Here is a 20,317-nt window from a genome sequence, read left to right as displayed (position 1 = left end):
AGGCGCCTCCCGTTACGGATGGATCATCAGCCGGCCGCGTCCTGACCGAAGACGTCCACCATGCCCAGCGGCGGCGACCGGATGCAACGACCCCCGGTCCCGTGTCCGCGCGGGCAGGCCCGCACGCTCATCCGACGTACTGGCGTGCGGGCGACGAGCGCCGGGCGCGTTCCAGCAGGGCGATCCGGTGTTCGATCTCCGGCGGTACGGGCGACCGCTGCCTCAGCACCCAGGGCAGTCCGGCAGCCGCGTGCGCGAACGCGCGGACCGATGCCGCGTCCCGGGGGACGGTGAGCGCCAGATGGGCCGTACGCCGCAGCGCCGACGGCAGCGGGCGGCGCAGCCAGGTGAACCACAGCGTGTTGCGCAGTCCCAGGACCCGGCGGGCCGTGCTGTCCCGCAGCAGCGAAGCCTGGTGATGGACGGTCAGCTCCTCGACGTAGCTCAGCCACCAGCCCCGCCGCAGCAGATCGGTGGCCAGGAGTTCCTCCTCGCCGCCGAGCCACAGGCCGGGATGGAAGCCGCCCGCGGCGCGGAATGCGTCGACGCGCAGGACGGTGGCCGCCGCGAGGAAGGAACCGAGGGCCGGTCCCGGCAGGTCGCCCGGACCCGACAGGGGGGATTCCCGGAGTTCCTTGACGACGGGGTCCTCGGTGCCGTCCGGCTCCACGACGATCCGGGCGGTGACGGCGGCCAGCCGCCGTCCCGCGTCGAGCAGGTCCGCCGCCCGCCGCAGGCTCCCCGGCTCCCACCAGGTGTCGTCGTCGCAGAACGCCACGTACGGCGTACGGACGTGACGCACCGCCAGGTTGCGGCCGACGGCGCCGAGATTCGTCCCCGGCTCCAGCAGGAGGACCTCGGGAAAACCCCGGCGCACGGCTTCGGCCGTACCGTCGCCCGAGGCGTTGTCGGTGACGATCACCGGCGGCCGTTCGGGCAGTTCGCGCAGGCGGGCGAGAGTGCGCAGCAGCTCGTCCCGGCGGTTGTGGGTGATGACCACGACCGTCGTGCGGCCGTCCTTCGTGCGTTCGCTCATACCGGCCTCCGTTCGGCCTCCACGGGATCGGTCCCGTCCAGCAGCCGGGCCGCCCTCTCCACGCGCGCGGGCAGCGGGCGGCGCCGGGCGAGCGCGGCGGGCAGCCGGACCGCGACCTCGCGCAGGGCACGGCGGGCACCGGGCTCCCCGCTCACCGCGGAGGCCGCGAGCCGGGCGCCCGCCCGCAGGACGACCGGGAGCGGGCGGCGCAGCACCAGCGTCAGCACCTCGTTGCGCCGGACCTGATGGCTGCGCCCGTCCCGGCCGCCGGGCTCGGGAGCGTGCCGGGCCGTCAGCGAGGGCTCGTACGTGACGCCCCAGCCGCCGGCCGCGAGGTCATAGGCGAGCAGAGTCTCCTCGCCGCCGAAGAAGAGCAGCGGGTGGTAGCCGCCCGCGTCGAGGAAGGCGTCGCGGCGCGCCACGCAGGCGCAGGCCAGGAAGCCCAGCACCGGACGCCCCGACAGGTCGGGTTCGAACGGCAGGGGCGAGGCCGCGAGCACGGCGTTGAGCGGGTCCTCGGCCCGGTCGGGGCCGACCAGGGTGCGCGCGGCCACCAGGCCCAGCCGGGGATACGCGTCCAGGAGATCCGCGGCGCGGCGCAGGCTGCCCGGCTCCCACCAGGAGTCGTCGTCGCTGAACGCCACGTACGGCGTGGCGGCCTCCCGGACCGCGAGATTGCGGCCCACGGCACCGGTGTTGGCCCCGGGCCTGATGAGGCGGACGGCCGCCGGGTGCGCGCGCACCACCTCGCGGGTCGCGTCGTCGGAGCCGTTGTCGACGACGACGACGGGCGGGCGTTCCGGCAGCGCGGCCAGCGCGTCGAGGGTGCGCAGCAGGCTGTCGGGCCGGTCGCGGGTGATCACCGCGACCGTGATCCGGCCGTCATGGGCGGGCTGAGGCGACACGCGTCTGTGCTCCCCTCTCCGAAGGTGTGCGGCCGTGCCGCAACAGCGATTGCGCCGCGGCGGCGGCCTCGTCGGTGTCGATGCCCAGCAGCCGGGGGTCGGGCACGTCGCCGTGCGGGTCGCCGGGCGGGCCCGGTTTCCACAGGGCGAGATGGCGCGGCGAACGCGGCGGGCCCCACAGCTGTGGCGCCACCGGCCCGAACAGCGTCACGGACGGCGTCGCGTGCGCCACGGCGAGATGCGCCAGCCCGGTGTCGCCACTGATGAGCAGCGCGGCTCCGGCGACGAGCGCCGACAGCTCGCCGAACGGCAGTCCGCCGCGCAGCACGTCCCGCTCGGGCAGGCCCGCGCGCTCGGCGACGTCCAGGACCAGCGCGTCCTCCCCGGGACCGCCGGTGACGACGACCCGGTGGCCGTCCCCGCGCAGCGCGCGCGCCACGGCCGCGTACCGCTCGGCGGGCCAGCGGCGGGCCGCCGACTCCGCTCCCGGATGTACGACGACGGCGCCCGGCGCGGGTGAGACGCCGGCCGGCGGCGGCAGCCGTACGTCGGAGGGGTCGGCCGGGATGCCGTGGTGGGCGAGGAACCGGCACCACCGGTCGCGTTCGTGCTCGTCCGGCCGCCACTTGGGCGGTGGCGGGTCGGGCTGGGCGAAGGCGAGCAGCCGGCCGGGGGAGAGGGCGGCGAGCGCGTCCCGGCTCTCCGGACCCTTGCCGTGCAGGTCGATCGCGACCTGCGGCGGCGGTCCCGTCCAGTGCGTCAGCGCGGGCACGCCCCGCCCCGGCGCCTGCGCCGGGAGGACCGTGTCCACCGCCCCGGTGGACAGCGCGGCCTCGCGCAGCGCCTGGGGGAGCGCCAGCACGACCTCGTGCCCGGGGAAGGCCCGGCGGACACCGCGCAGCGCGGGCACCCCGGCGAGCAGATCGCCCAGGCCCAGCGCGCGCAGCACCAGTACCCGAGGTGTCACCGGTGCCCCCGTCCGTGTGCCAGGCCCGCAGGCCGCGGGGACAGCGCCGCCTTCTCGGCGATGCCGGTCGTGGAGCGGCCGTCCAGATAGGGGAAGAGGACGACCTGCCCGCCCCAGCTCTCCACCAGCGGGGCCTCCGGCAGCCGCTCCAGGGCGTAGTCGCCGCCCTTGGCCCAGATGTGCGGGCGCAGTTCGGCGAGCAGCCGCTCCGGGGTGTCCTCGTCGAACACGGCGACCGCGTCCACGCACTCCAGCGCGCGCAGCACCCTGATCCGGTCCGCGACCGGCACCAGCGGCCGCCCGCCTCCCTTGCGGCGGCGCACGGAGGCGTCCGAGTTCACGCACACCACCAGGCAGTCCCCGGTACGGCGGGCCGCCTGGAGCAGGGCGACATGGCCGGCGTGCAGCAGGTCGAAGCAGCCGCCGGCGGCCACGACGGTCCCGCCCGCGGCCCGTACCCGGGCGGCCGTGCGCAGGGCGTCGTCCGTCGGCTCGGCGTCGACCGCCGGCGGCGCCGGCACCGGCGGCGCGGACACGGCACGGGCGCCGCCCTCGGCGACGTACCGGGTCGCGGCGTGCACGGCCCCGCGGACCGCGGACTCGGTGAGCTCGCCGTCCGCCAGCAGTCCGGCCGCGGTCGCCGCGAACCGGTCCCCGGCGCCGCAGGCGTCCCCGTCCGCCGTCACCGGCGACGGCACCAGCAGAGGCGTGTCGCCGTGCGACAGCAGTGCGCCCCGGCCGCCCAGCGTCACGGCCACCGAGGCCGCCCGCCAGGCCCGGACGAGCGTGTCCGCGTCACGGGCCGCCGTCTGGAGGGCGCCCGCGCCCTCGGGCCGCTCGTCGCCCGCGAAGCCACGCGCCTCGCTCGCCGACGGCGTGACCAGCCGCACCCCGGGCACCGGCCGCTCCCCGCGCGGATGCGGGTCCCAGACGACGGGCACCCGGGCCGCCGCTGCCGCCAGTTCCTCCCGCAGCACCTCGGCGGTGCCGCGGCCGTAGTCGGCGACGAGGACGGCACCGGCCTCGGCGACCGCCCGGCGCGCCTCGTCGGTCGCCTCGCGGGCCCGGCCGTCCCCGTCGTCCAGCCGCAGCAGCGGTGTGCCCTCGGCGAGGACCCGGGTCTTGCTGGACAGATCACCGGTCAGCGGCAGCCGCACCAGCCGCACCCGGCCGCCCAGCGCCCGCACCAGACAGGCACTGGACTCGTCGTCGCCGAGCGCGGTCACCAGGGTGACGGGCCTGCCGTCGGCCGCGGCGAGCCAGGCCGCGAGGGCCGCCCCGCCCGGCCGGGTGATGCGCCGGGCGGCGCTGACCACCGGCACGGGCGCGTCCGGCGCCAGCCGCTCGGCCCGTCCGCACAGGTCGTGGTCGAGCAGCGCGTCCCCGACGACGAGCAGCGGGGCGGGGGAACTCATACGCCGTCCCTCCCCGCCGGGTCCGCCCACCGGTCCACGCGCGGGCGCCGCCGCTCCATGGCCAGGCGCCGTTCCACGGTCCGGTCGAAGGACTCGCAGAGCATGTGTACGGCCACCAGGTGCAGCTCCTGCACCGTGGCGGACGTCGCCGCCTCCACGCACAGGGCCGCGTCGGCCGCGCCCTCCAGGGGGTTGGGCGACGGCCCGGTCAGCGCCCAGACGGTCATGCCGAGGCGGGCCGCCTCCTTCGCCGCGACGAGCAGGTTCTCGCTCGCGCCGCTGGTCGACAGCAGCATCAGCACGTCCGCGTCCCGGCCGTGGGCGGCGACCTGCCGGGCGAAGATCTCCTGCACGCCGTAGTCGTTGGCGATCGCCGTGGTGGAGGACGTGTCGGCGTGCAGGGCGAGCGCGGAGAACGGCGGGCGGTCGTCGCGGTAGCGGCCGACCAGTTCGGCGGTCAGGTGCTGGGCCTGGGCGGCGCTGCCGCCGTTGCCCGCGACCAGCAGCCGGGAACCCGAGCCGAGCCGGTCGGCGAGGGTGGCGCCCCACCGGTTGACCACGGGTACGGCGTACTCGCGGAAGCCTTCGAGGGCCTTCATCAGGTCGTCGCAGTGAGTGACGTCGGTGGCGAGTTTCATCGGACGACTCCCGACAGCGAGGGGACGGAGGAGACGGCGCTGTAGACCTGGGTCACCCCGTCGGCGACGCGGTCCCAGGTGTACCGGGCGAGGACGCGGCGCCGGCCCGCGGCGCCGTACCGGGCGAGCCGGGCCGGGTCGTCGAGGAGGCCGCGGATCGTCGCGCCGAGGTCGTGGTTCTCGTCGGGCGGCACGAGTACGCCGGTGACGTCGTCGACGACCGTGTCGAGCTGGCCGCCGACGGAGGTCGCGACGACGGGCGCGCAGCAGGCCATGGCCTCGACGGGGACGATGCCGAACGGCTCGTAGCGGGGCAGCGAGAGCACCAGATCGGCGCTGGACATGAGCTGGGGCATCCGGTCGGGGCTCACCCCGCCCAGGAGGGTCACCCGGTCGTCCACTCCGCAGTCCTCGGCGATCGCCCGCAGCCGTTCCGCCTCGGGTTCGGCGCCCAGCAGGGCGGGCTCGGGCCCGCCGGCGATGAGGAGTTCGGCGTCGGGGATGCCGGCCAGGGCGCGGATCGCCCGGTCGAACCCCTTGCGGGGGACGAGCCGGCCGACCGAGAGCAGCCGCCGGGGCGCCGTGGGGGACCGCCGGGCCCCGGTGACGGGCGCGAACCGCACCGGGTCGACCCCGCAGGGGACGACGGAGATGCGGTCGCGCGGCAGCCCCATGGCGATCAGTTCCGCCACCTCGTCCTCGCAGGTGGCGATGATGCCGCCGCACTCCCGCCCCACCGCCGACTCGATCGCGAGGCGCTGCGGCGGGCTGGTGTCGGCGGCGCCCTGGTGACGCTTCTTCACGGTGCCGAGCGCGTGGTACGTCTGCACCACGGGCACTCCCAGGGCGCGCGCCCCGGCCACCGCCGCCATCCCGGACATCCAGAAGTGCGCGTGCACCACGTCGGGCGGCTCGGTGGCCCACTCCTGCGCCAGCCACGCGCCGAACTCCGGCATGTACGGCAGGAGTTCGTCCTTGGGTATCGGGGCCGGAGGTCCGGCGGGCACATGAACCACCTTCACCCCGTCCGGTGTGGTGACCCGCTCCGGCAGTTCGGGGTCGTCGCGGCGCGTGTACACGACGACCTCGTGGCCCCGGCGGGCCAGCTGTCCGGCGAGCTGGGCCACGTAGACGTTCTGTCCGCCCGCGTCCGGTCCGCCGAGCTCGGCCAGGGGGCTGGCGTGCTCGGAGACCATGGCGACGCGGCCGGCGGTCGGGTGACTGGGGCTCATCGGGTGACCTCCTTGATCAGGCGTTCCCAGTCGTCGCGGAAACGCCGTTCTCCGTAGCGGGCCTGAACCGCGGCCCGGCCGGCCTCCCCTGTCGCGCGGGCGTACGCGGGATCCGCGGCGAGGCGGCGGACGGCGTCCTCCAGTACGTCGAACCGGTTGGAGACCACCCCCGCCTCCTCGGGCACGGCCTCGCGGATCTCGGTGGTGTCCAGTGCCACCACGGGCATCCCCAGGAACATGGCTTCCAGCAGGGACAGCCCGAGCGACGTCCAGCGGATCGGGTGCAGGTAGAGGCGGCAGCGGGCCATCGCCGCATGCAGTTCGCCCTGCGGCAGGTCGCGGCTGCGGCAGCGGTCGGGCGGCAGTCCGAGATGCTCGGCGAGTCCCTCGGTGCGCATGCCGAAGACCTCCAGCGGCGCCCAGCGGGCGAACCGGGGCAGCAGATCCGTTCCGGTGGTACGGCCGCGCCGCACGGGCTCGTTGACGACGACCGCGGCGCGGGCCTCCTCGCCGGTCCACAGCGGGCCCGGGTCGATGATGCCGTGCTCGATCACCGTCGTCGGTGCCCGGCCGTTGTCCCACATCAACCGGTTGAAGTGGGTGACGTGCACGACCGGTATGTCGGTCCGGCCGGCGAGCGGGTGGCGGGTGTCGACGGCCGTCCCGTGCGGGCTGTTGTGCTCGACGTACACCGCCGGGACGTCGTCACCGGGGCGGCGGCCGGTCCACGCGTGGGCCAGCTCCAGCTCGTGCGGGCGTTGCAGCACCATCAGGTCGATGTCCGCCTCGCGCAGCTCGTCGGGCCCCACCTCGCGGACCGTGGGCGGCCATTCCCAGGTTCTGGCCCGGCCGAGCCCGTCCGGCCCGCGGTCCGGGGTCACCGGGACGAGGAAGGTGTACGGGCCCTGGACGAACGACGTCAGCCACGAGCCGTGCACATGCCAGACAAGAATGTTCATGCGTGCTCCTTGAGCAGTTTCCGCACCGCCTGCACCACGTCCTGGCCGGTGACCTCGTCCAGACACGGATGGCCGGCCACCGGACAGTGCCGGGCCCGGCTGTCCGCGCACGGCGCCTTCTGGTCGCCGAGCAGCACACTCGGCACGCCGTACGGCCCCCAGCGCTCCGCCGGGACGACGGGCGCGAACAGGGACACCACCGGCGTGCCGACCGCCGCCGCCAGATGCGCCGGGCCGGTGTTGCCGCACACCACGACATCGGCGGTGCGCAGCACGCCCGCCAGGGTGCGCGGCTCGGTCCTGCCGCCGAGGTCCACCGCCGTCCCGCCGCTGACCCGCCGGGTCAGGTCCGTCTCGTCGGGCCCGCCGGTGACGATCACCCGGTGACCGGCGTCGGCGAGCAGCGCGACGGCCTCGGCGCAGCGGTCGGGACTCCAGGCGCGGGCGGGCGCGCTGGCACCGGGGTGGACGACGACGTACGGGCCGTTGCCGGTCAGGGCGACGGTGTCCGGCGACGGCAGGACGCGCAGCCGCCCGTCGTCGCCGGGCGGCAGGGGGAAGCCCAGCGCGGCGGCGGTGTCGAGTGCCGCCTCGGCCTCGTGCCGGCCGGGCAGCCGCCGGTGCCGCACGTCGAGGAGGCTGCCGGGAAAGTCGACGCTGTCGGCACCGATCCGGCCGATCCCGGCCAGCCGCAGCACCAGCGCGGTGGGCAGCGGGCTCTGGTGGAACGAGGTCAGGACGAGGGCGACGTCGAACGCCGCCTCGCGCAGCCGCCGCACCAGGCCGTCGACGTCCGCCTTCCGCACCGGGGGCGGGTCCACGCCCTCCCACGGCGCCGGCCAGACCAGGACCTCGTCGACGCCGGGCAGCAGCCGGGCGGCCGGTTCGCCGCGCGGGCCGCACAGCATCGTCAGGTGCGTGCTGTGGGCGGCGACCGCGCGGACGGCGGGCCCGGCGAGCAGGACGTCGCCGAAGCTGTCGAGCCGTACGACCAGTGCCTTCACAGCCGTCCTCCCCGGGTCTGCGCCAGCAGCCGGTTGACCGCCGTGAGCAGGTCGGGGGCGGTCGTGGGCGCCGACTCGACCTCGTCGGGCAGCGTCACCGCCGTCGGGATCAGTACGCCCCGGGCGCCCGCGGCACGGGCCGCCAGCACGTCGGCCCCGATGTCGCCGATCACCACGCAGTCCTCGGGAGCCACGCCCAGCCGGCGGGCCGCCTCGACGACCAGCCCGGGACGCGGCTTGCGGCAGCCGCAGCCGTCGTCGGGCGCGTGCGGGCAGTACACCCAGGTGCCGAGACCGCCGAGCAGGGCGTCCACCCGGTCGTTGACCCGGCGGACGTCGGCGTCCGTGAGCAGTCCGCGGCCGATGCCCGACTGGTTGCTGATCACGCCCGTCGGGATGCCCTCGGCCCGCAGCAGGTCCAGGGCCCGCTTCGCGCCGGGCAGCAGGCGCACCCGCTCGGGGTCGCCGTTGTAGGGCACGTCCTCGACGAGGGTGCCGTCGCGGTCGAAGAGGACGGCGGCGACCCGGACGCGGTCGGCGGTCCGGCGGCTCACGGCCGGCCTCCCATCGGCAGCGCCCGCCGATGGCGTACCAGGCCGTCCAGCCAGTGGCGCACCGCGAGCGGCGGAATGAGGACGCTGGTGGCCGCCATGGTGGCGACCTCGTCCCGGGTCCGCGGGCCGGGCGTGATCCGGGCCGCGGCGAACTCGGCCGTGCCCAGCAGCCACAGGGCCCCCGCCGCGGCGGCTGCCCGGCGCCGGCCGGCCAGCGCGCACAGGGACGCGGTGAGCGCGGCGGACGTCACCAGGACGTGCCGGGGGAGCCGTCCGCGGGGCGCCTCGGCGCGGGTCCACCAGTCGCGGCCGTGCAGCCGGGTCATCAGGACGTCGTCGGCGTTGCCCCGCTGGGCCCGGACCGACACCCAGCGGTCGGCCGGCCGCACCGGGTGCCGGGTCGTGCGCAGGCCGCGCCGCAGCGTCCAGCCGGCCCCCAGGACGCGCAGCGCCAGGTCGGCGTCCTCCCGGAACGCCCGGCGGAACCGCTCGTCGAAGCCGCCCACCCCGGCCAGCGCGGCCGTCCGGTAGGCCATGTCGGCGGTCGCCCAGGCGGCCTGCTCCAGCCCCGCCGTACCGCGCTCCCAGTCGGTGGGCCTGCGGTCCTCGGGGAGCGGGACGGTCAGTCGTCCCTGGATGCCGCCCGTGTCCGGGCCGGCCGCGTCGAGGTCGTCGGCGAGGAGCCGCGACCACTTCGGCAGCACCCGCACGTCGTCGTCGAGGAACACCGTCCAGGGCGTGCCGACCGTGCGCCAGCCGGCGTTGCGGGCGGCGGCGGGCCCCCGCCCGCCGCTGCGCAGGGTGCGCACCCGCCCGCGCAGCGCACCGGCCGCCTCCAACGGCAGCTCCCCGGCGGGCTCGGGACGGTCGTCGACCACGACGACCTCCTCGGGCGGATGGTCCGCGGCCGCGGCGAGGGCGCGCAGACAGTCCGCGAGGCAGGGCCGCCCGATCGTCGGGATCACCACCGAGTAGGCGGGCGCGCCCGTCATGCGAACACCTTCTTCCGCCGGACCGCGAACGGACCGAGGGCGAGCAGGTCCACGGGCGCGGACCCGAAGCACTCCAGGGCGTCCCGCGGGTCGTCGACCATCGGCCGGCCCGCCGTGTTGAGGCTGGTGTTGACCACCACCGGCAGCCCGGTCCGCCGTTCGAAGCCGTCGATCATCCGCGCCACCAGCGGTTCCGCCGTCCGGTCCACGGTCTGGATACGGGCCGTGCCGTCCACGTGGACCACGGCCGGGATCCGCTCCCGCCACTCGGCGGCGACCTCGTGCACGAACAGCATGTACGGGCTCGGCAGCGGCCCGTCGAACAGTTCCGGCGCCCGCTCCGCCAGCACCATCGGGGCCACCGGACGGAACTCCTCCCGCCCCTTCACCGCGTTGAGCCGCTCCAGGTTCTCCGCCCGCCCCGGATGCGCCAGCAGCGAACGATGGCCGAGCGCCCGCGGCCCGTACTCGCTGCGCCCCTGGAACCAGGCCACGACACCGTCCCGCGCCAGCTCCTCGGCGACGGCCTCCGCGATGTCGGCAGGCTCCTCGTACGGTACGGCCGCCCGCTCCAGCCAGTCGCGCAGCTCGTCGTCGCTCCAGCCGCGGCCCAGCGCGGCCGTCGGCATCGCCTCCACCGTCTCCTTCTGGTGGGCGATGTGCAGCGCGGCGCCCAGCGCCGTTCCGGCGTCACCGGCCGCGGGCTGCACCCAGACCCGCTCGAACGGTCCCTCCCGGTGCAGCCGGGTGTTGGCCACGCAGTTCAGCGCCACCCCGCCCGCGAGGGTCAGCACGTCCTCACCGGTGCGCGCGTGCAGCCACCGCACCAGGTCGAGCAGCACCTCCTCCAGACAGGCCTGCGCGCTGGCCGCGATGTCCGCGTGGTCCTGCGTCCAGGGAGCGCCCGCGGCACGCGGCGGGACCAGCGACGCCCATGGCACGGGACGGGCCAGGAAACCGCCCTCGCCGTCCGTGCGGACGTACTCGCGCAGCCGGTCGAGGAAGCGCGGAGTGCCGTACGAGGCGAGTGCCATGACCTTGAACTCGTCGCTGCTGCGCAGGAATCCGAGGTGCTGGGTGAGGTCCTCGTAGAACAGGCCCATCGAGTCGGGCAGGGACTGTGAGCCCAGGACGGTGAGTTCACGGTTCGCGTAGCGGCCCGCGAGGTGGGAACCGCACTCGCCGCGGCCGTCGAGCACGAGGACGGCGCAGTCGGGGTACGGGGACGCCTGCCCCGCCGAGGCGGCGTGGGCCACGTGGTGGGGGACGAAGCGGACCTTGGCCGGGTCGAGGCCGGGCAGCGCCTCGGCCAGGAACTCGGGGGCCCGGCGCGCGTACTCCTGCCGCAGGTGGTCCCAGGGGTCGTTCAGGCCGAGCCGGTCCGCCGGGCGCGCGAGGTCGGGGTCGTAGGAATAGGCGACCGCGTCCAGCTCGGACGGGTCGAGCCCGGCCTGCTCCAGGCACCAGCGGGCGGACAGTTCGGGCAGTTCCCAGGCGGAGAAGGGAACGGGGCGCTTGCCGTGCTTACGCCGGCTGAAACGCTCCTCCTCCGTGGCCGCCACGATCCTGCCGTCCATGACGAGCGCGGCGGCAGGATCGTGGAAGAGGGCGTTGATTCCCAGTACGCGCATGCGATGCCTCCGTGGCGGGGGTGGGGGACGAGTCTCAGAGCTGCGGCTCCCGCGTCGGCTGGGTCGCGGCGAAGTAGGCGATCGTGTGCTTGATGCCTTCCTCCCAGGGCACCCTCGGCGCCCAGCCCAGCAGCTCCCGGGCGAGCGTCGTGTCCGGGCGGCGCCGCTGCGGATCGTCCACGGGACGGTCGACGAACTCGATCCGCGAGCCGGACCCCGTCAGCTCCACCACCCGGCGCGCGATGTCCCGGACCGTGACCTCGTCGGTCCCGCCGATGTTCACCGGCCGCACCGAGTGGCTCGCGGCCACCAGCAGGACCCCGTCCACCGTGTCGTCGACGTAGCAGAGCGACCGCGTCTGACCGCCGTCGCCCGCCACCGTCAGCGGCTCACCGGCCAGCGCCTGACACACGAAGGTGGGCACCGCGCGCCCGTCGTGGGCCCGCATCCGCGGCCCGTACGTGTTGAACAGCCGGACGATGCCCGCGTCGGCGTCCCGGGCCCGCACATGGGCCGTGACCAGTGCCTCCGAGAACCGCTTGGCCTCGTCGTACACACTGCGCGGGCCGACCGGATTGACGTTGCCCCAGTAGTCCTCGCGCTGCGGGTGCACCAGCGGATCGCCGTACACCTCGGACGTCGAGGCCAGCAGGAACCTGGCCCCGTCACGCTCCGCGACGGCCAGCATGTTGCGGGTGCCCAGACTGCCGACGTCGAGCGTCTCCAGCGGCAGCCGCAGATAGTCGGCGGGCGAGGCCGGACACGCGAAATGCAGGACCAGGTCGTACGGCCCCTCCAGCCGCTCCGGGCAGTCCGCCGAGGACACGTCGCACTCGACGAACCGGAAGCCGGGGTGGCCTTCGAGGTGGGCGATGTTCGCCCGTGAACCGGACAGCAGGTTGTCCGCGCAGTCGACTTCGGCACCTGAAGCCAACAGGCGCTCGCACAGGTGGCTGCCGAGGAAGCCGGCTCCGCCGGTCACCACGGCACGACGCCAGGGCAGGCTGGGGGTCGCATCATTCATGGGACGTCCTTCGCTCGCGCCCGGGAACGCCTTCACGAGGTCGGCGCACTGCTCCGGTGCGGCACGGAAGTGTGTGGAGTGGTGAAGGAGCAGGACGCGCGGAGTGCTGCGCAGCAGTGCCGTCCTGGTCGGCCGCCGTTTTCCCGACGGCACTGGCTCGGAGTTCCCGTGCCAGTAGCTTTCACACGTTGATCCCTATTGTGCTCAGGCACCGACTGTCCCGCGACCGCGGCGCAGCGGCACCGGGCACCGGCGGCACCACCGGTCCCAGGGGCACCTCGGACACCACGGCGCCCCGAGTCACCCGGCGGATGCGGTGTCGGCCGGGCGGCGCGGGGCACCCGGGGCCGTGGCGGGTCCGTCCCGGGCCCGCCGTGCCGAGGCTGGAGGTGAAGGACATGGGTCATGGTGGGAACGTCATCGACGAACTGGTGACCGATCATCGTGAGGTCGAGGAGCTGTTCGGCAAGATCGAGGCGCTGCCGTCCGGCAACAAGGACCGCAAGATGTACGCCGACCAGGTCACGATGGAGCTGGTCAGGCACTCGGTGGCCGAGGAGGCCTACCTCTACCCGGCCGTCCGCGAGCACGTGGCGGGCGGGGACGCGCTGGCCGACAAGGAGCTCGAGGACCACGCCAAGGCCGAACAGATCATGAAGGACCTGGAGAGCTGCGAGGCGGACGACCCGCAGTTCGACCGGCTCGTCGGCATGCTGATGAGCGAGATCCGGGAGCACATCGCCGACGAGGAGGGCAACCTGTTCCCGCGGCTGCGCTCGGCCTGCCCCCCGGACGCCCTCGACGACCTGGGCGACAAGGTCCGCATGGCGAAGAAGACCGCACCGACGCGTCCCCACCCGTCCGCCCCGGACAAGCCGCCCGCCAACAAGATGCTGGCGCCGGGTGTGGGCATGGTCGACCGGATGCGCGACGCGCTGAGCGGACGCGGCACCCTGCCGTGAGGGCCCGTGCGCCCTGTGAGCAACCGCACTCGGCACAGCAAGTACCCGACAGCCATGCCCCTTTGGGCACGTGGAGGCAGCACGGCGGGGGCGGTCCGGCGACCAGTGGCCCGTCCCGTCTGCCACGATGGTCCGCGCCGTAACCGATCAGGTGGAGTGGCCGCGCAGCGCAGCCGGCGTTCCCCGGTTCCGCCGCCCCGTGACCTCCCCTCGCACCCTCGGGTACCGCACTGTGTCTTCACCTTCCGTCTCCGCGCCCACCCCTGCCCCGGGCAGCCCCTCCCGTGACGCCTCACGCTCGCCGTGGCGGTCCCTGAGGCACCGCAGCATGCGCTGGTGGTCCGTCGCGAACTTCGTGTCCAACGCCGGCACCTGGATGCAGCTCACCGTCCAGAACCTGCTCGTCCTCCAGATCACCGGGTCCGCCGCCGCCACCGGCCTGTCCATGTCGGTGCAGGCCGCCCCCGCGCTCTTCATGAGCGTGCTGGGCGGTGCCGCCGTCGACCGCTGGCCGCGCAAGGTGACGGCCGCCGTCAGCCAGGCCCTGCTGGGCCTGGTCGCCTTCACCACGGCCGTGCTCGTCGCGCTCGACATGCTCGACATGACCTCCCTGATGGTGCTGGCCGCCGTGACCGGCACCATCGCCACCGTCGACGGCCCGGCCTGCGCCCTGCTCGGCAACGATCTCGTACCGGTGGAGGACGTGCCCTCCGCGATCGGCGTGGGCGCGCTGGTCCACAACGCGGGCCGGCTCGTGGGCGCGGCGCTCGCCGGTGTCACGGTCGGCTTCCTCGGCACGGCCGCCGCCTACGCGGCAAACGGGCTGTCGTTCCTCTTCGTCACCGCGGTCATCCCGTTCCTGCGCCCGGCGGCCGGCGCGGCCGTACGCGCCGTCGCCCCCCGTGCCGGGAAACGCGACGACATGACCATCCGCGAGGGCCTGGCCTTCTTCGCCCGCCGGCCCCGCCTGGTCGCCCTCGCCGGAGTCACCGGCATCAGCGCCGTCTTCGGGCGGAACTACGGCCTCACCCTCGCGGTGCTCGTCACCGGCCCGCTGGCCGGTGGCCCGAGTGCCTTCGGCACCGTCTCCACCGTCCTCGCCGTCGGCGGCATCCTGGGGGCGGTCCTCGGTGCCCGCCTGCGTCGGCCCTCGGTGCGCATCGTGGGCACCCTGGCGGCGGCGGGCGGACTGCTCCAGGTGGTGGCCGGGCTGTCGCCCTCGCTGGCCGTCCTGCTGGTGCTCGTGCTGCCCATGGCCGTCGTCGAGTCCGTCTCCGACACGGCCGGAACGGCCGTCCTCCAGAACGACCCGCCCCCTCACCTGCGGGGACGCGTACTGGGCGTGTGGGGCAGCATCGGCACCGTATGGAGCCTCGGCGGCCCGCCCGCCCTGGGGCTCCTGATGGAACTCGCGGGCCCGCGCGGCGCCCTGGTGACCGGCGGACTCGTCGTCGCCACCACCATCGCCGCCGGTCACGTCCTGCGCACCCGCCGCATCCCACGACCCGTCCAGCTCCCGACGCGCCCGGGGGAGGAGATCCCGGGGCGGGAGGCGCTGGGAACGGCGGCCTGAGCCAGGACCTGTCCGTGCCCCTCGGCGACCGCCCCTCAGGCGATCAGTGCCTGACCGGGCCCCAGCAGGTCCATCAGCTGTGTGCTGTGCAGTTCGGTCACGGGGGCGAGGAGGTCGGGGTGGCGCAGGAGAGCCGCGGCTTCGCGGTCGCGTGCGTCGGGGGTGAGCAGGCGGCGGAACTCCATCGGCACGCCGGTCGTGTGATCGCCGCCGTTCAGCCCGGCCACGGCCAGCGCGGCCAGCTCGGGGTCGGTGAGCAGGCAGGCCGCCCAGCTCGCCACCACCTCGTCCACCCAGCTGCGCCAGGCATCCGTACCGTCCGTACCCGTACCCGTACCCGTACCGGTGGCGTCCGAGTCCGTGCCGCTGATCCAGTCCAGCCTGGCCGAGCCGCCCGGCCCCGCCATGCCGACCAGCGCGGCGTCCATCACGGTCGGATAGCGCAGCCAGGCCGCGACGGTCACCGCCTGGCGGGCCTGCACCTCGCACAGCGCGGACGCCAGCGCGCCGCCGCAGGCCGGGTAGGCCCGCGTCAGCCACTGGGCGGTCGCCGCTATGAGAGGGGAGAGATCTGCGCGCACTGATGGCCGTCCGAGCTGCGTACGGGGGAAGGGACCTCTGGCACCGTAGCCCGCGTCCCCCACGCGGGGACATGGCCGAGCCCCCGGGGAGGACGTGGCTTCGGCCACACCCGGGCGCCGGCCGTCGTGGTCAGTGGCGCAGAAGGTAGCGGGTGAGCAGGGAACGGGCCCGGTCCGGGCTGACGCCCAGCGCCGTGCCGACGGACTCCCAGGACAGTTCGTCGTCGCGCACCGCCTGGGCCGCCTCCTGACCGATGTCGGGCAGCAGCCGCTCCAGCATGGTCACGGCCTTGAGGGCGGCCACCGGTGCCCGGTCGGTCAGGGAGGTCAGCTGCTCCTCCAGCTGGTGCATGAGGTGGGTGAGCTGGTCGGGGAGCGGAACGGTCCGGCGCTCGACGGCACGGATGTGCACCCTCCAGTCGCTGCGCGCGGCGGAGACGTCCAGGTCGTACAAGCCGTCGTCCGACACCCGGCACGCGCCGTCGATCGGATGGGTCTCGCCCCGCCAGCCGCACGCGCAGGCCGCGCGGAAACCGGTCGCTCTGGGGCGGCGCAGCTTCCCGTCGTACGCCCACCACTCGCTGGTCTCCACCACGCTGTCGGCGCTGCTGCCGAGGTCCAGGTACACCGGCTTGGGTTCGCTGCCGTCGGCCAGGACCGCGCCCGCGATGCCCTCGTGGGACTCCCCGAACTCCTCAGTCGTCCAACCCACGCGTCTTCCCCCTTGTCCGTCGCCTGCCCCAGCGGGACGCCGGCGCACGGCACCGGCGTCCCGCAGACGAACATGCCCCGGGCCGGCCACCGGTGAACCGCCCGCCCCAGGCGTTCACCGGCCGTCCGCCGACCACGCGCCGCACGTCCCGCTCCGCCTGAACCCGCACTCGTCCTGTCCCGGTCGCCTCGGCCGCACGAGAGGCATTGCGTCAGCGCATGCCTGCCGCCTCGAGCAGGGTGGCCACCGTGGGCGCCATGAGTCCTGTCGACCTGTCGGCTCCGATTCCCGCACGGTCACTGGCCTCGGCCCGGTCGGCCGCGGCCAGCGCCGACTCCAGCTCCTTGAGGGCCAGCTCGGTGCAGTAGGCGGGCGTGCCCGGCTGCCGGCGCCACGAGTCGGCCAGTACGCCGGCGTCGAAGGGGTCGAAGGGGGCGAAACAGGTGTCGTCCACGAGGCGCATGGCCACACGCCGTGCCTCGTCGGAGTCGGCCGCGACCGGGATGGCGATACGGCCCGGCGTTCCCGCCGGAACGCCCTGGGTCTGCTGGGTGCCGGCCAGGGCGGCGTTCCACGCCGGCCTCGCCGCCGGGTCAGGGCGCGGTCGGGCCGGCCGGTGCGACACCGAGCGCTCGGGCCAGCAGGGCGCGGGAGTGCGCGCGGGCCTCCGGGGGAGAAGAGGGACCGCCCCGGCAGCCTTCGCCTGCTCGCCCAGGTCAACGTCGCCCTCGGTCCGGACGACACGGTGGACCGGGCGCGCTGCCGGATGCGCGACCACTACGCCTTCACCGGCCGCGCCGACCACATGGTCGACGGCATGCTCACCACCGCCCACGCAGTCCGGGACACGGCGGCCGCCTTCGCCGGCATCGGCACCGACGAGCTGACGTTCTCCTGCTGGACCTCGGACCCGGACCAGATCGACCGCATCGCCGACGCGATGAACCAGCGGCGCGCACGCGGCCCTCCCGGCCCCACTCCGGGAGGGCCGCCCATGATCTCCGGCTCCGCGACGTCCTCGACCCCGGTCTGCGGCCCCCGCCCCCGGCTCCCCGATTGTCGGCGTCGCGATCGAGACGATCCCGCCTCCCAGCCGTATGTGGGGGGAACGAGGGGCCGTGCGCCCCGGACGCGCCGTCGATCCAAGGGACTTGCCTCATGAACGCAACCGCTGCCATCGGTGTCACCGGTCTCGGTGTGATGGGCCGCAACCTCGCGCGGAACTTCGCCCGCAACGGCTACACCGTCGCCGTCCACAACCGCACCGCGGGCCGCACCCGTGCGCTCGTCGAGGAGTTCGGACACGAGGGCGCGTTCGTCCCGGCGGAGACGGCACGGGAGTTCGTCGCCGCGCTCGAACGCCCCCGCCGACTGATGATCATGGTGCAGGCGGGCGCGGTCACGGACGCCGTCATCGACGAGTTCGCCCCGCTCCTGGAGCCCGGCGACATGATCATCGACGGCGGCAACGCCCACTTCGCCGACACCCGCCGCCGCGAGGAGGCCCTGCGCGCGCGGGGCCTGCACTTCGTCGGCACCGGCGTGTCCGGCGGCGAGGAGGGCGCCCTCAACGGGCCGTCGATCATGGTCGGCGGCTCCACCGAGTCGTACGACGTGCTCGGGCCGATGTTCGAGGCGATCAGCGCGCGGGTCGGCGGCGAGCCCTGCGCCGCGCACGTCGGCACCGACGGCGCCGGACACTTCGTCAAGATGGTGCACAACGGCATCGAGTACGCCGACATGCAGCTCATCGCCGAGGCCTACGACCTGCTGCGCCAGGTCGCCGGATACTCCCCGGCCGAGATCGCGGACATCTTCCGCGCCTGGAACGAGGGGCGTCTCGGCTCCTACCTGATCGAGATCACCGCCGAGGTCCTCGCCCACGCCGACGAGGCCACCGGCCTGCCGTTCGTGGACATCGTGACCGACGCGGCCGGACAGAAGGGCACCGGCCGCTGGACGGTGCAGACCGCCCTCGACCTCGGCTCCCCGGTCACCGCCATCGCCCAGGCCACGTTCGCCCGCGCCGCCTCCGGCCAGACCGACCTGCGCGCCGCCTACTCCGGACTGCCCGGCGGCACCACCCCCGCCATCAGCCGCACGGAGGCCGCCCGCTTCACCTCGCAGGTGGAACACGCCCTGTACGCCTCGAAGGTCATCGCCTACGACCAGGGCTGGAAGATGATCCAGGACGCGGCGGGCGAGTTCGGCTGGAAGATCGACCTCGGCGCGGTCGCCGGGATCTGGCGCGGCGGCTGCATCATCCGCGCCACGTTCCTCGACCGCATCCGCACCGCGTACGCCGCCGACCCCGAACTGGTCAGCCTGCTCGGGGAGATGGAGTTCGCGATGGAGATCACCGACGCCCAGGTGCCCTGGCGGGAGACGGTGGCCTCCGCGGCCCGCCGGGGCATCCCCGTCCCCGCGTTCTCCGCGGCCCTCGCACACTACGACACCCTGCGCGCCGACCGGCTCCCCGCGGCCCTGCTCCAGGGCCAGCGAGACTACTTCGGCGCGCACACCTACGGCCGTACCGACCGCCCCGGCGCCTTCCACACCCAGTGGGCCGAGCCGGGCCGCCCGGAGACGGACTCGGCCTGAGCACACAGGGCACACCCGCTTGCCCGGCCCGGCGGAACCGGGCCGGGCGAGCCGGTGAGGCCGGTCAGGCGCGCGGCGCCGGGAACGTCGGGTACTCGACGCCCGACACGTGCTGGACGACGCGGACGACCTGGCAGGAGTAGCCGAACTCGTTGTCGTACCAGAGGTAGAGGATCGCGTTGTCGCCCTCCACCTTGAGGGCGCCGGCGTCGACGATCGAGGCGTGGCGCGAGCCGATGAAGTCGCTGGAGACCGCGTCGGGGGCGCTGATGAAGTCGATCTGGCGCTTCAGCGGCGAGGTCAGCGACACGTCCCGCAGGTAGTCGAGGACCTCGTCCCGGTCGGCCTCGCGGGCCAGCTGGAGATTGAGGATCGCGATCGACACGTCCGGCACCGGCACCCGGATCGAGCTGCCGGTGATCCGCGCCTTGAGGTCGGGGAGCGCCTTGGCGACGGCGGAGGCGGCGCCCGTCTCGGTGATGACCATGTTGAGCGGCGCGGAGCGGCCACGGCGGTCGGACTTGTGGTAATTGTCCAGCAGGTTCTGGTCGTTGGTGAACGAGTGGACGGTCTCCACGTGTCCGCGCAGCACGCCGTACTCGTCCGCCATCGCCTTCAGCGGCGGGACGATCGCGTTGGTGGTGCAGGACGCGCAGGAGAGGATCCGCTCGTCCGGCTTGACCGTGTCGTGGTTGACGCCGTGCACGATGTTGGGGACGTCGCCCTTGCCGGGCGCGGTCAGCACCACCTTGTCGATGCCGGGGCGCAGGTGCTTCGAAAGCCCCTCGCGGTCCCGCCACTTGCCGGTGTTGTCGATGAGGATCGCGTCGTTGATGCCGTACGCCGTGTAGTCGACCTGGCTCGGGTCGTCGGCGTAGATCACCTTGATCTCGTTGCCGTTGGCGAGGATGGTGCTGTTGTCCTCGTCGACGGTGATCGTGCCCTGGAACTGGCCGTGCACGGAGTCGCGGCGCAGCAGTGAGGCCCGCTTGACGAGGTCCTGCTCGCCGCCTCCGCGCACCACGACGGCGCGCAGCCGCAGCCCGTTGCCGGACCCGGACTTCTCGATGAGCAGGCGGGCTACGAGGCGGCCGATGCGGCCGAAGCCGTACAGCACGACGTCGCGCGGCTGCCGGCGCTCGATCTTGTCGGCGCCGGTGGCGCCGGCGACGGCGTCGGCGGTGAACTCGAGCACCGACAGACCGTGGTCGTCCGCCCGGTAGTGCTCGGCGAGGAGACCGATGTCGATCTGGGACGGGCCGAGGTCCAGCTCGGTGAGGGCCTGGAGGAACGGCAGGGTCTCGGTGACCGAGAGCTCCTCACCGGCGATCTGCCGGGCGAAGCGGTGGGTCTTGAGGATGCTCACCACCGACTTGTTCACCAGGGAGCGGCTGTGCAGCAGGACGGTGACGTCCCGCTCCCGGTGGAGCTTCCCGATCATCGGGATCATCGACTCCGCGATCTCCTCGCGGTTCTTCCAGTTGGTGAACGAGTCGTCGTTGACAGTCACAGAATTCTCTTTCGAGCTAGG

20 protein-coding genes are annotated in these 20,317 nt (G+C 74.5%); 4 read left to right on the top strand and 16 right to left on the bottom strand.

Going from position 1 to position 20,317, the window contains the following annotated elements; translation table 11 throughout:
• Window positions 1-127 precede the first annotated feature (127 nt).
• The 12 genes from ACFWJX_RS18300 to ACFWJX_RS18245 are packed head-to-tail and all read right to left on the bottom strand — an operon-like array spanning window position 128 to window position 12,357.
• Window positions 128-1,036 (bottom strand): glycosyltransferase family 2 protein, encoded by a 909-nt coding sequence (locus ACFWJX_RS18300; RefSeq protein WP_383243766.1) that lies wholly within the window; start codon window positions 1,034-1,036, stop codon window positions 128-130.
• Window positions 1,033-1,941: a glycosyltransferase family 2 protein gene (locus ACFWJX_RS18295; protein WP_383243763.1), complete on the bottom strand. Its 909-nt coding sequence runs from the start codon at window positions 1,939-1,941 to the stop codon at window positions 1,033-1,035. The genes ACFWJX_RS18300 and ACFWJX_RS18295 overlap by 4 nt, the downstream gene beginning before the upstream one ends.
• Window positions 1,919-2,908 (bottom strand): glycosyltransferase family 9 protein, encoded by a 990-nt coding sequence (locus ACFWJX_RS18290; RefSeq protein WP_383243760.1) that lies wholly within the window; start codon window positions 2,906-2,908, stop codon window positions 1,919-1,921. The genes ACFWJX_RS18295 and ACFWJX_RS18290 overlap by 23 nt, the downstream gene beginning before the upstream one ends.
• Window positions 2,905-4,323, bottom strand: coding sequence for a D-glycero-beta-D-manno-heptose 1-phosphate adenylyltransferase (rfaE2, locus tag ACFWJX_RS18285; protein ID WP_383243757.1), 1,419 nt, complete (start codon window positions 4,321-4,323; stop codon window positions 2,905-2,907). The genes ACFWJX_RS18290 and rfaE2 overlap by 4 nt, the downstream gene beginning before the upstream one ends.
• Window positions 4,320-4,961: an SIS domain-containing protein gene (locus ACFWJX_RS18280; protein WP_383243755.1), complete on the bottom strand. Its 642-nt coding sequence runs from the start codon at window positions 4,959-4,961 to the stop codon at window positions 4,320-4,322. Before ACFWJX_RS18280 ends, rfaE2 begins: the two co-directional genes overlap by 4 nt.
• Window positions 4,958-6,193: a glycosyltransferase gene (locus ACFWJX_RS18275; RefSeq protein ID WP_383243753.1), complete on the bottom strand. Its 1,236-nt coding sequence runs from the start codon at window positions 6,191-6,193 to the stop codon at window positions 4,958-4,960. The genes ACFWJX_RS18280 and ACFWJX_RS18275 overlap by 4 nt, the downstream gene beginning before the upstream one ends.
• On the bottom strand, window positions 6,190-7,152 hold the full coding sequence (locus ACFWJX_RS18270) for a glycosyltransferase (protein WP_383243750.1): 963 nt from the start codon (window positions 7,150-7,152) through the stop codon (window positions 6,190-6,192). The genes ACFWJX_RS18275 and ACFWJX_RS18270 overlap by 4 nt, the downstream gene beginning before the upstream one ends.
• The gene (locus tag ACFWJX_RS18265; RefSeq protein ID WP_383243747.1) at window positions 7,149-8,156 is read right to left on the bottom strand and encodes a glycosyltransferase family 9 protein; all 1,008 of its coding nucleotides are present in this window, start codon (window positions 8,154-8,156) and stop codon (window positions 7,149-7,151) included. The genes ACFWJX_RS18270 and ACFWJX_RS18265 overlap by 4 nt, the downstream gene beginning before the upstream one ends.
• The gene (locus ACFWJX_RS18260; protein WP_383243744.1) at window positions 8,153-8,710 is read right to left on the bottom strand and encodes a D-glycero-alpha-D-manno-heptose-1,7-bisphosphate 7-phosphatase; all 558 of its coding nucleotides are present in this window, start codon (window positions 8,708-8,710) and stop codon (window positions 8,153-8,155) included. Before ACFWJX_RS18260 ends, ACFWJX_RS18265 begins: the two co-directional genes overlap by 4 nt.
• Window positions 8,707-9,702: a glycosyltransferase family 2 protein gene (locus tag ACFWJX_RS18255; RefSeq protein WP_383243741.1), complete on the bottom strand. Its 996-nt coding sequence runs from the start codon at window positions 9,700-9,702 to the stop codon at window positions 8,707-8,709. The genes ACFWJX_RS18260 and ACFWJX_RS18255 overlap by 4 nt, the downstream gene beginning before the upstream one ends.
• On the bottom strand, window positions 9,699-11,333 hold the full coding sequence (locus tag ACFWJX_RS18250; RefSeq protein ID WP_383243738.1) for a carbamoyltransferase: 1,635 nt from the start codon (window positions 11,331-11,333) through the stop codon (window positions 9,699-9,701). Before ACFWJX_RS18250 ends, ACFWJX_RS18255 begins: the two co-directional genes overlap by 4 nt.
• A gap of 34 nt (window positions 11,334-11,367) precedes the next feature.
• Entirely contained in the window at window positions 11,368-12,357 is a 990-nt protein-coding gene (locus tag ACFWJX_RS18245) for an NAD-dependent epimerase/dehydratase family protein (protein WP_383243735.1), read from the bottom strand.
• 398 nt (window positions 12,358-12,755) lie between these two features.
• Between ACFWJX_RS18245 and ACFWJX_RS18240 the strand changes: the two genes are divergently transcribed.
• Together ACFWJX_RS18240 and ACFWJX_RS18235 are read left to right on the top strand one after the other, a co-directional pair.
• Complete coding sequence (locus tag ACFWJX_RS18240) at window positions 12,756-13,319, top strand: hemerythrin domain-containing protein (RefSeq protein ID WP_383243732.1); 564 nt, start codon at window positions 12,756-12,758, stop codon at window positions 13,317-13,319.
• A gap of 328 nt (window positions 13,320-13,647) precedes the next feature.
• The gene (locus ACFWJX_RS18235; protein WP_383243729.1) at window positions 13,648-14,892 is read left to right on the top strand and encodes an MFS transporter; all 1,245 of its coding nucleotides are present in this window, start codon (window positions 13,648-13,650) and stop codon (window positions 14,890-14,892) included.
• A gap of 35 nt (window positions 14,893-14,927) precedes the next feature.
• Here the strand turns inward: ACFWJX_RS18235 and ACFWJX_RS18230 are convergent, their stop codons facing one another.
• The 3 genes from ACFWJX_RS18230 to ACFWJX_RS18220 all read right to left on the bottom strand — a co-directional run bounded on the left by ACFWJX_RS18230 (window position 14,928) and on the right by ACFWJX_RS18220 (window position 16,810).
• The gene (locus ACFWJX_RS18230) at window positions 14,928-15,473 is read right to left on the bottom strand and encodes a hypothetical protein (RefSeq protein WP_383243726.1); all 546 of its coding nucleotides are present in this window, start codon (window positions 15,471-15,473) and stop codon (window positions 14,928-14,930) included.
• 130 nt (window positions 15,474-15,603) lie between these two features.
• Window positions 15,604-16,185, bottom strand: coding sequence for a hypothetical protein (locus ACFWJX_RS18225; protein ID WP_383243723.1), 582 nt, complete (start codon window positions 16,183-16,185; stop codon window positions 15,604-15,606).
• 211 nt (window positions 16,186-16,396) lie between these two features.
• Window positions 16,397-16,810, bottom strand: coding sequence for a hypothetical protein (locus ACFWJX_RS18220; protein WP_383243720.1), 414 nt, complete (start codon window positions 16,808-16,810; stop codon window positions 16,397-16,399).
• A gap of 120 nt (window positions 16,811-16,930) precedes the next feature.
• Between ACFWJX_RS18220 and ACFWJX_RS18215 the strand changes: the two genes are divergently transcribed.
• Window positions 16,931-17,347, top strand: a complete 417-nt coding sequence (locus tag ACFWJX_RS18215; RefSeq protein WP_383243717.1) for a hypothetical protein — start codon at window positions 16,931-16,933, stop codon at window positions 17,345-17,347.
• Entirely contained in the window at window positions 17,344-18,786 is a 1,443-nt protein-coding gene (gene gndA, locus ACFWJX_RS18210; protein WP_383243714.1) for an NADP-dependent phosphogluconate dehydrogenase, read from the top strand. The genes ACFWJX_RS18215 and gndA overlap by 4 nt, the downstream gene beginning before the upstream one ends.
• Before the next feature lie 64 nt (window positions 18,787-18,850).
• On the opposite strand, the gene ACFWJX_RS18205 is transcribed toward gndA, so the two are convergent.
• Entirely contained in the window at window positions 18,851-20,296 is a 1,446-nt protein-coding gene (locus ACFWJX_RS18205) for a glyceraldehyde-3-phosphate dehydrogenase (protein ID WP_383243711.1), read from the bottom strand.
• Window positions 20,297-20,317 lie beyond the last annotated feature (21 nt).

Source organism: Streptomyces sp. NPDC058335 (assembly GCF_042723915.1).
GTDB lineage: Bacteria > Actinomycetota > Actinomycetes > Streptomycetales > Streptomycetaceae > Streptomyces.
Note: the sequence above shows the minus strand (reverse complement) of the source record. Positions and strands in the feature narration are given on the sequence as shown.

What these genes read in the sequence shown, in the direction of transcription:
- ACFWJX_RS18300 (WP_383243766.1), bottom strand. Translation starts at nt 1,036, where the DNA reads ATGAGCGAACGCACGAAGGACGGCCGCACGACGGTCGTGGTCATCACC.
- rfaE2 (WP_383243757.1), bottom strand. Translation starts at nt 4,323, where the DNA reads ATGAGTTCCCCCGCCCCGCTGCTCGTCGTCGGGGACGCGCTGCTCGAC.
- ACFWJX_RS18280 (WP_383243755.1), bottom strand. Translation starts at nt 4,961, where the DNA reads ATGAAACTCGCCACCGACGTCACTCACTGCGACGACCTGATGAAGGCC.
- ACFWJX_RS18275 (WP_383243753.1), bottom strand. Translation starts at nt 6,193, where the DNA reads ATGAGCCCCAGTCACCCGACCGCCGGCCGCGTCGCCATGGTCTCCGAG.
- ACFWJX_RS18270 (WP_383243750.1), bottom strand. Translation starts at nt 7,152, where the DNA reads ATGAACATTCTTGTCTGGCATGTGCACGGCTCGTGGCTGACGTCGTTC.
- ACFWJX_RS18255 (WP_383243741.1), bottom strand. Translation starts at nt 9,702, where the DNA reads ATGACGGGCGCGCCCGCCTACTCGGTGGTGATCCCGACGATCGGGCGG.
- ACFWJX_RS18250 (WP_383243738.1), bottom strand. Translation starts at nt 11,333, where the DNA reads ATGCGCGTACTGGGAATCAACGCCCTCTTCCACGATCCTGCCGCCGCG.
- ACFWJX_RS18245 (WP_383243735.1), bottom strand. Translation starts at nt 12,357, where the DNA reads ATGAATGATGCGACCCCCAGCCTGCCCTGGCGTCGTGCCGTGGTGACC.
- ACFWJX_RS18240 (WP_383243732.1), top strand. Translation starts at nt 12,756, where the DNA reads ATGGGTCATGGTGGGAACGTCATCGACGAACTGGTGACCGATCATCGT.
- ACFWJX_RS18235 (WP_383243729.1), top strand. Translation starts at nt 13,648, where the DNA reads ATGCGCTGGTGGTCCGTCGCGAACTTCGTGTCCAACGCCGGCACCTGG.
- gndA (WP_383243714.1), top strand. Translation starts at nt 17,344, where the DNA reads ATGAACGCAACCGCTGCCATCGGTGTCACCGGTCTCGGTGTGATGGGC.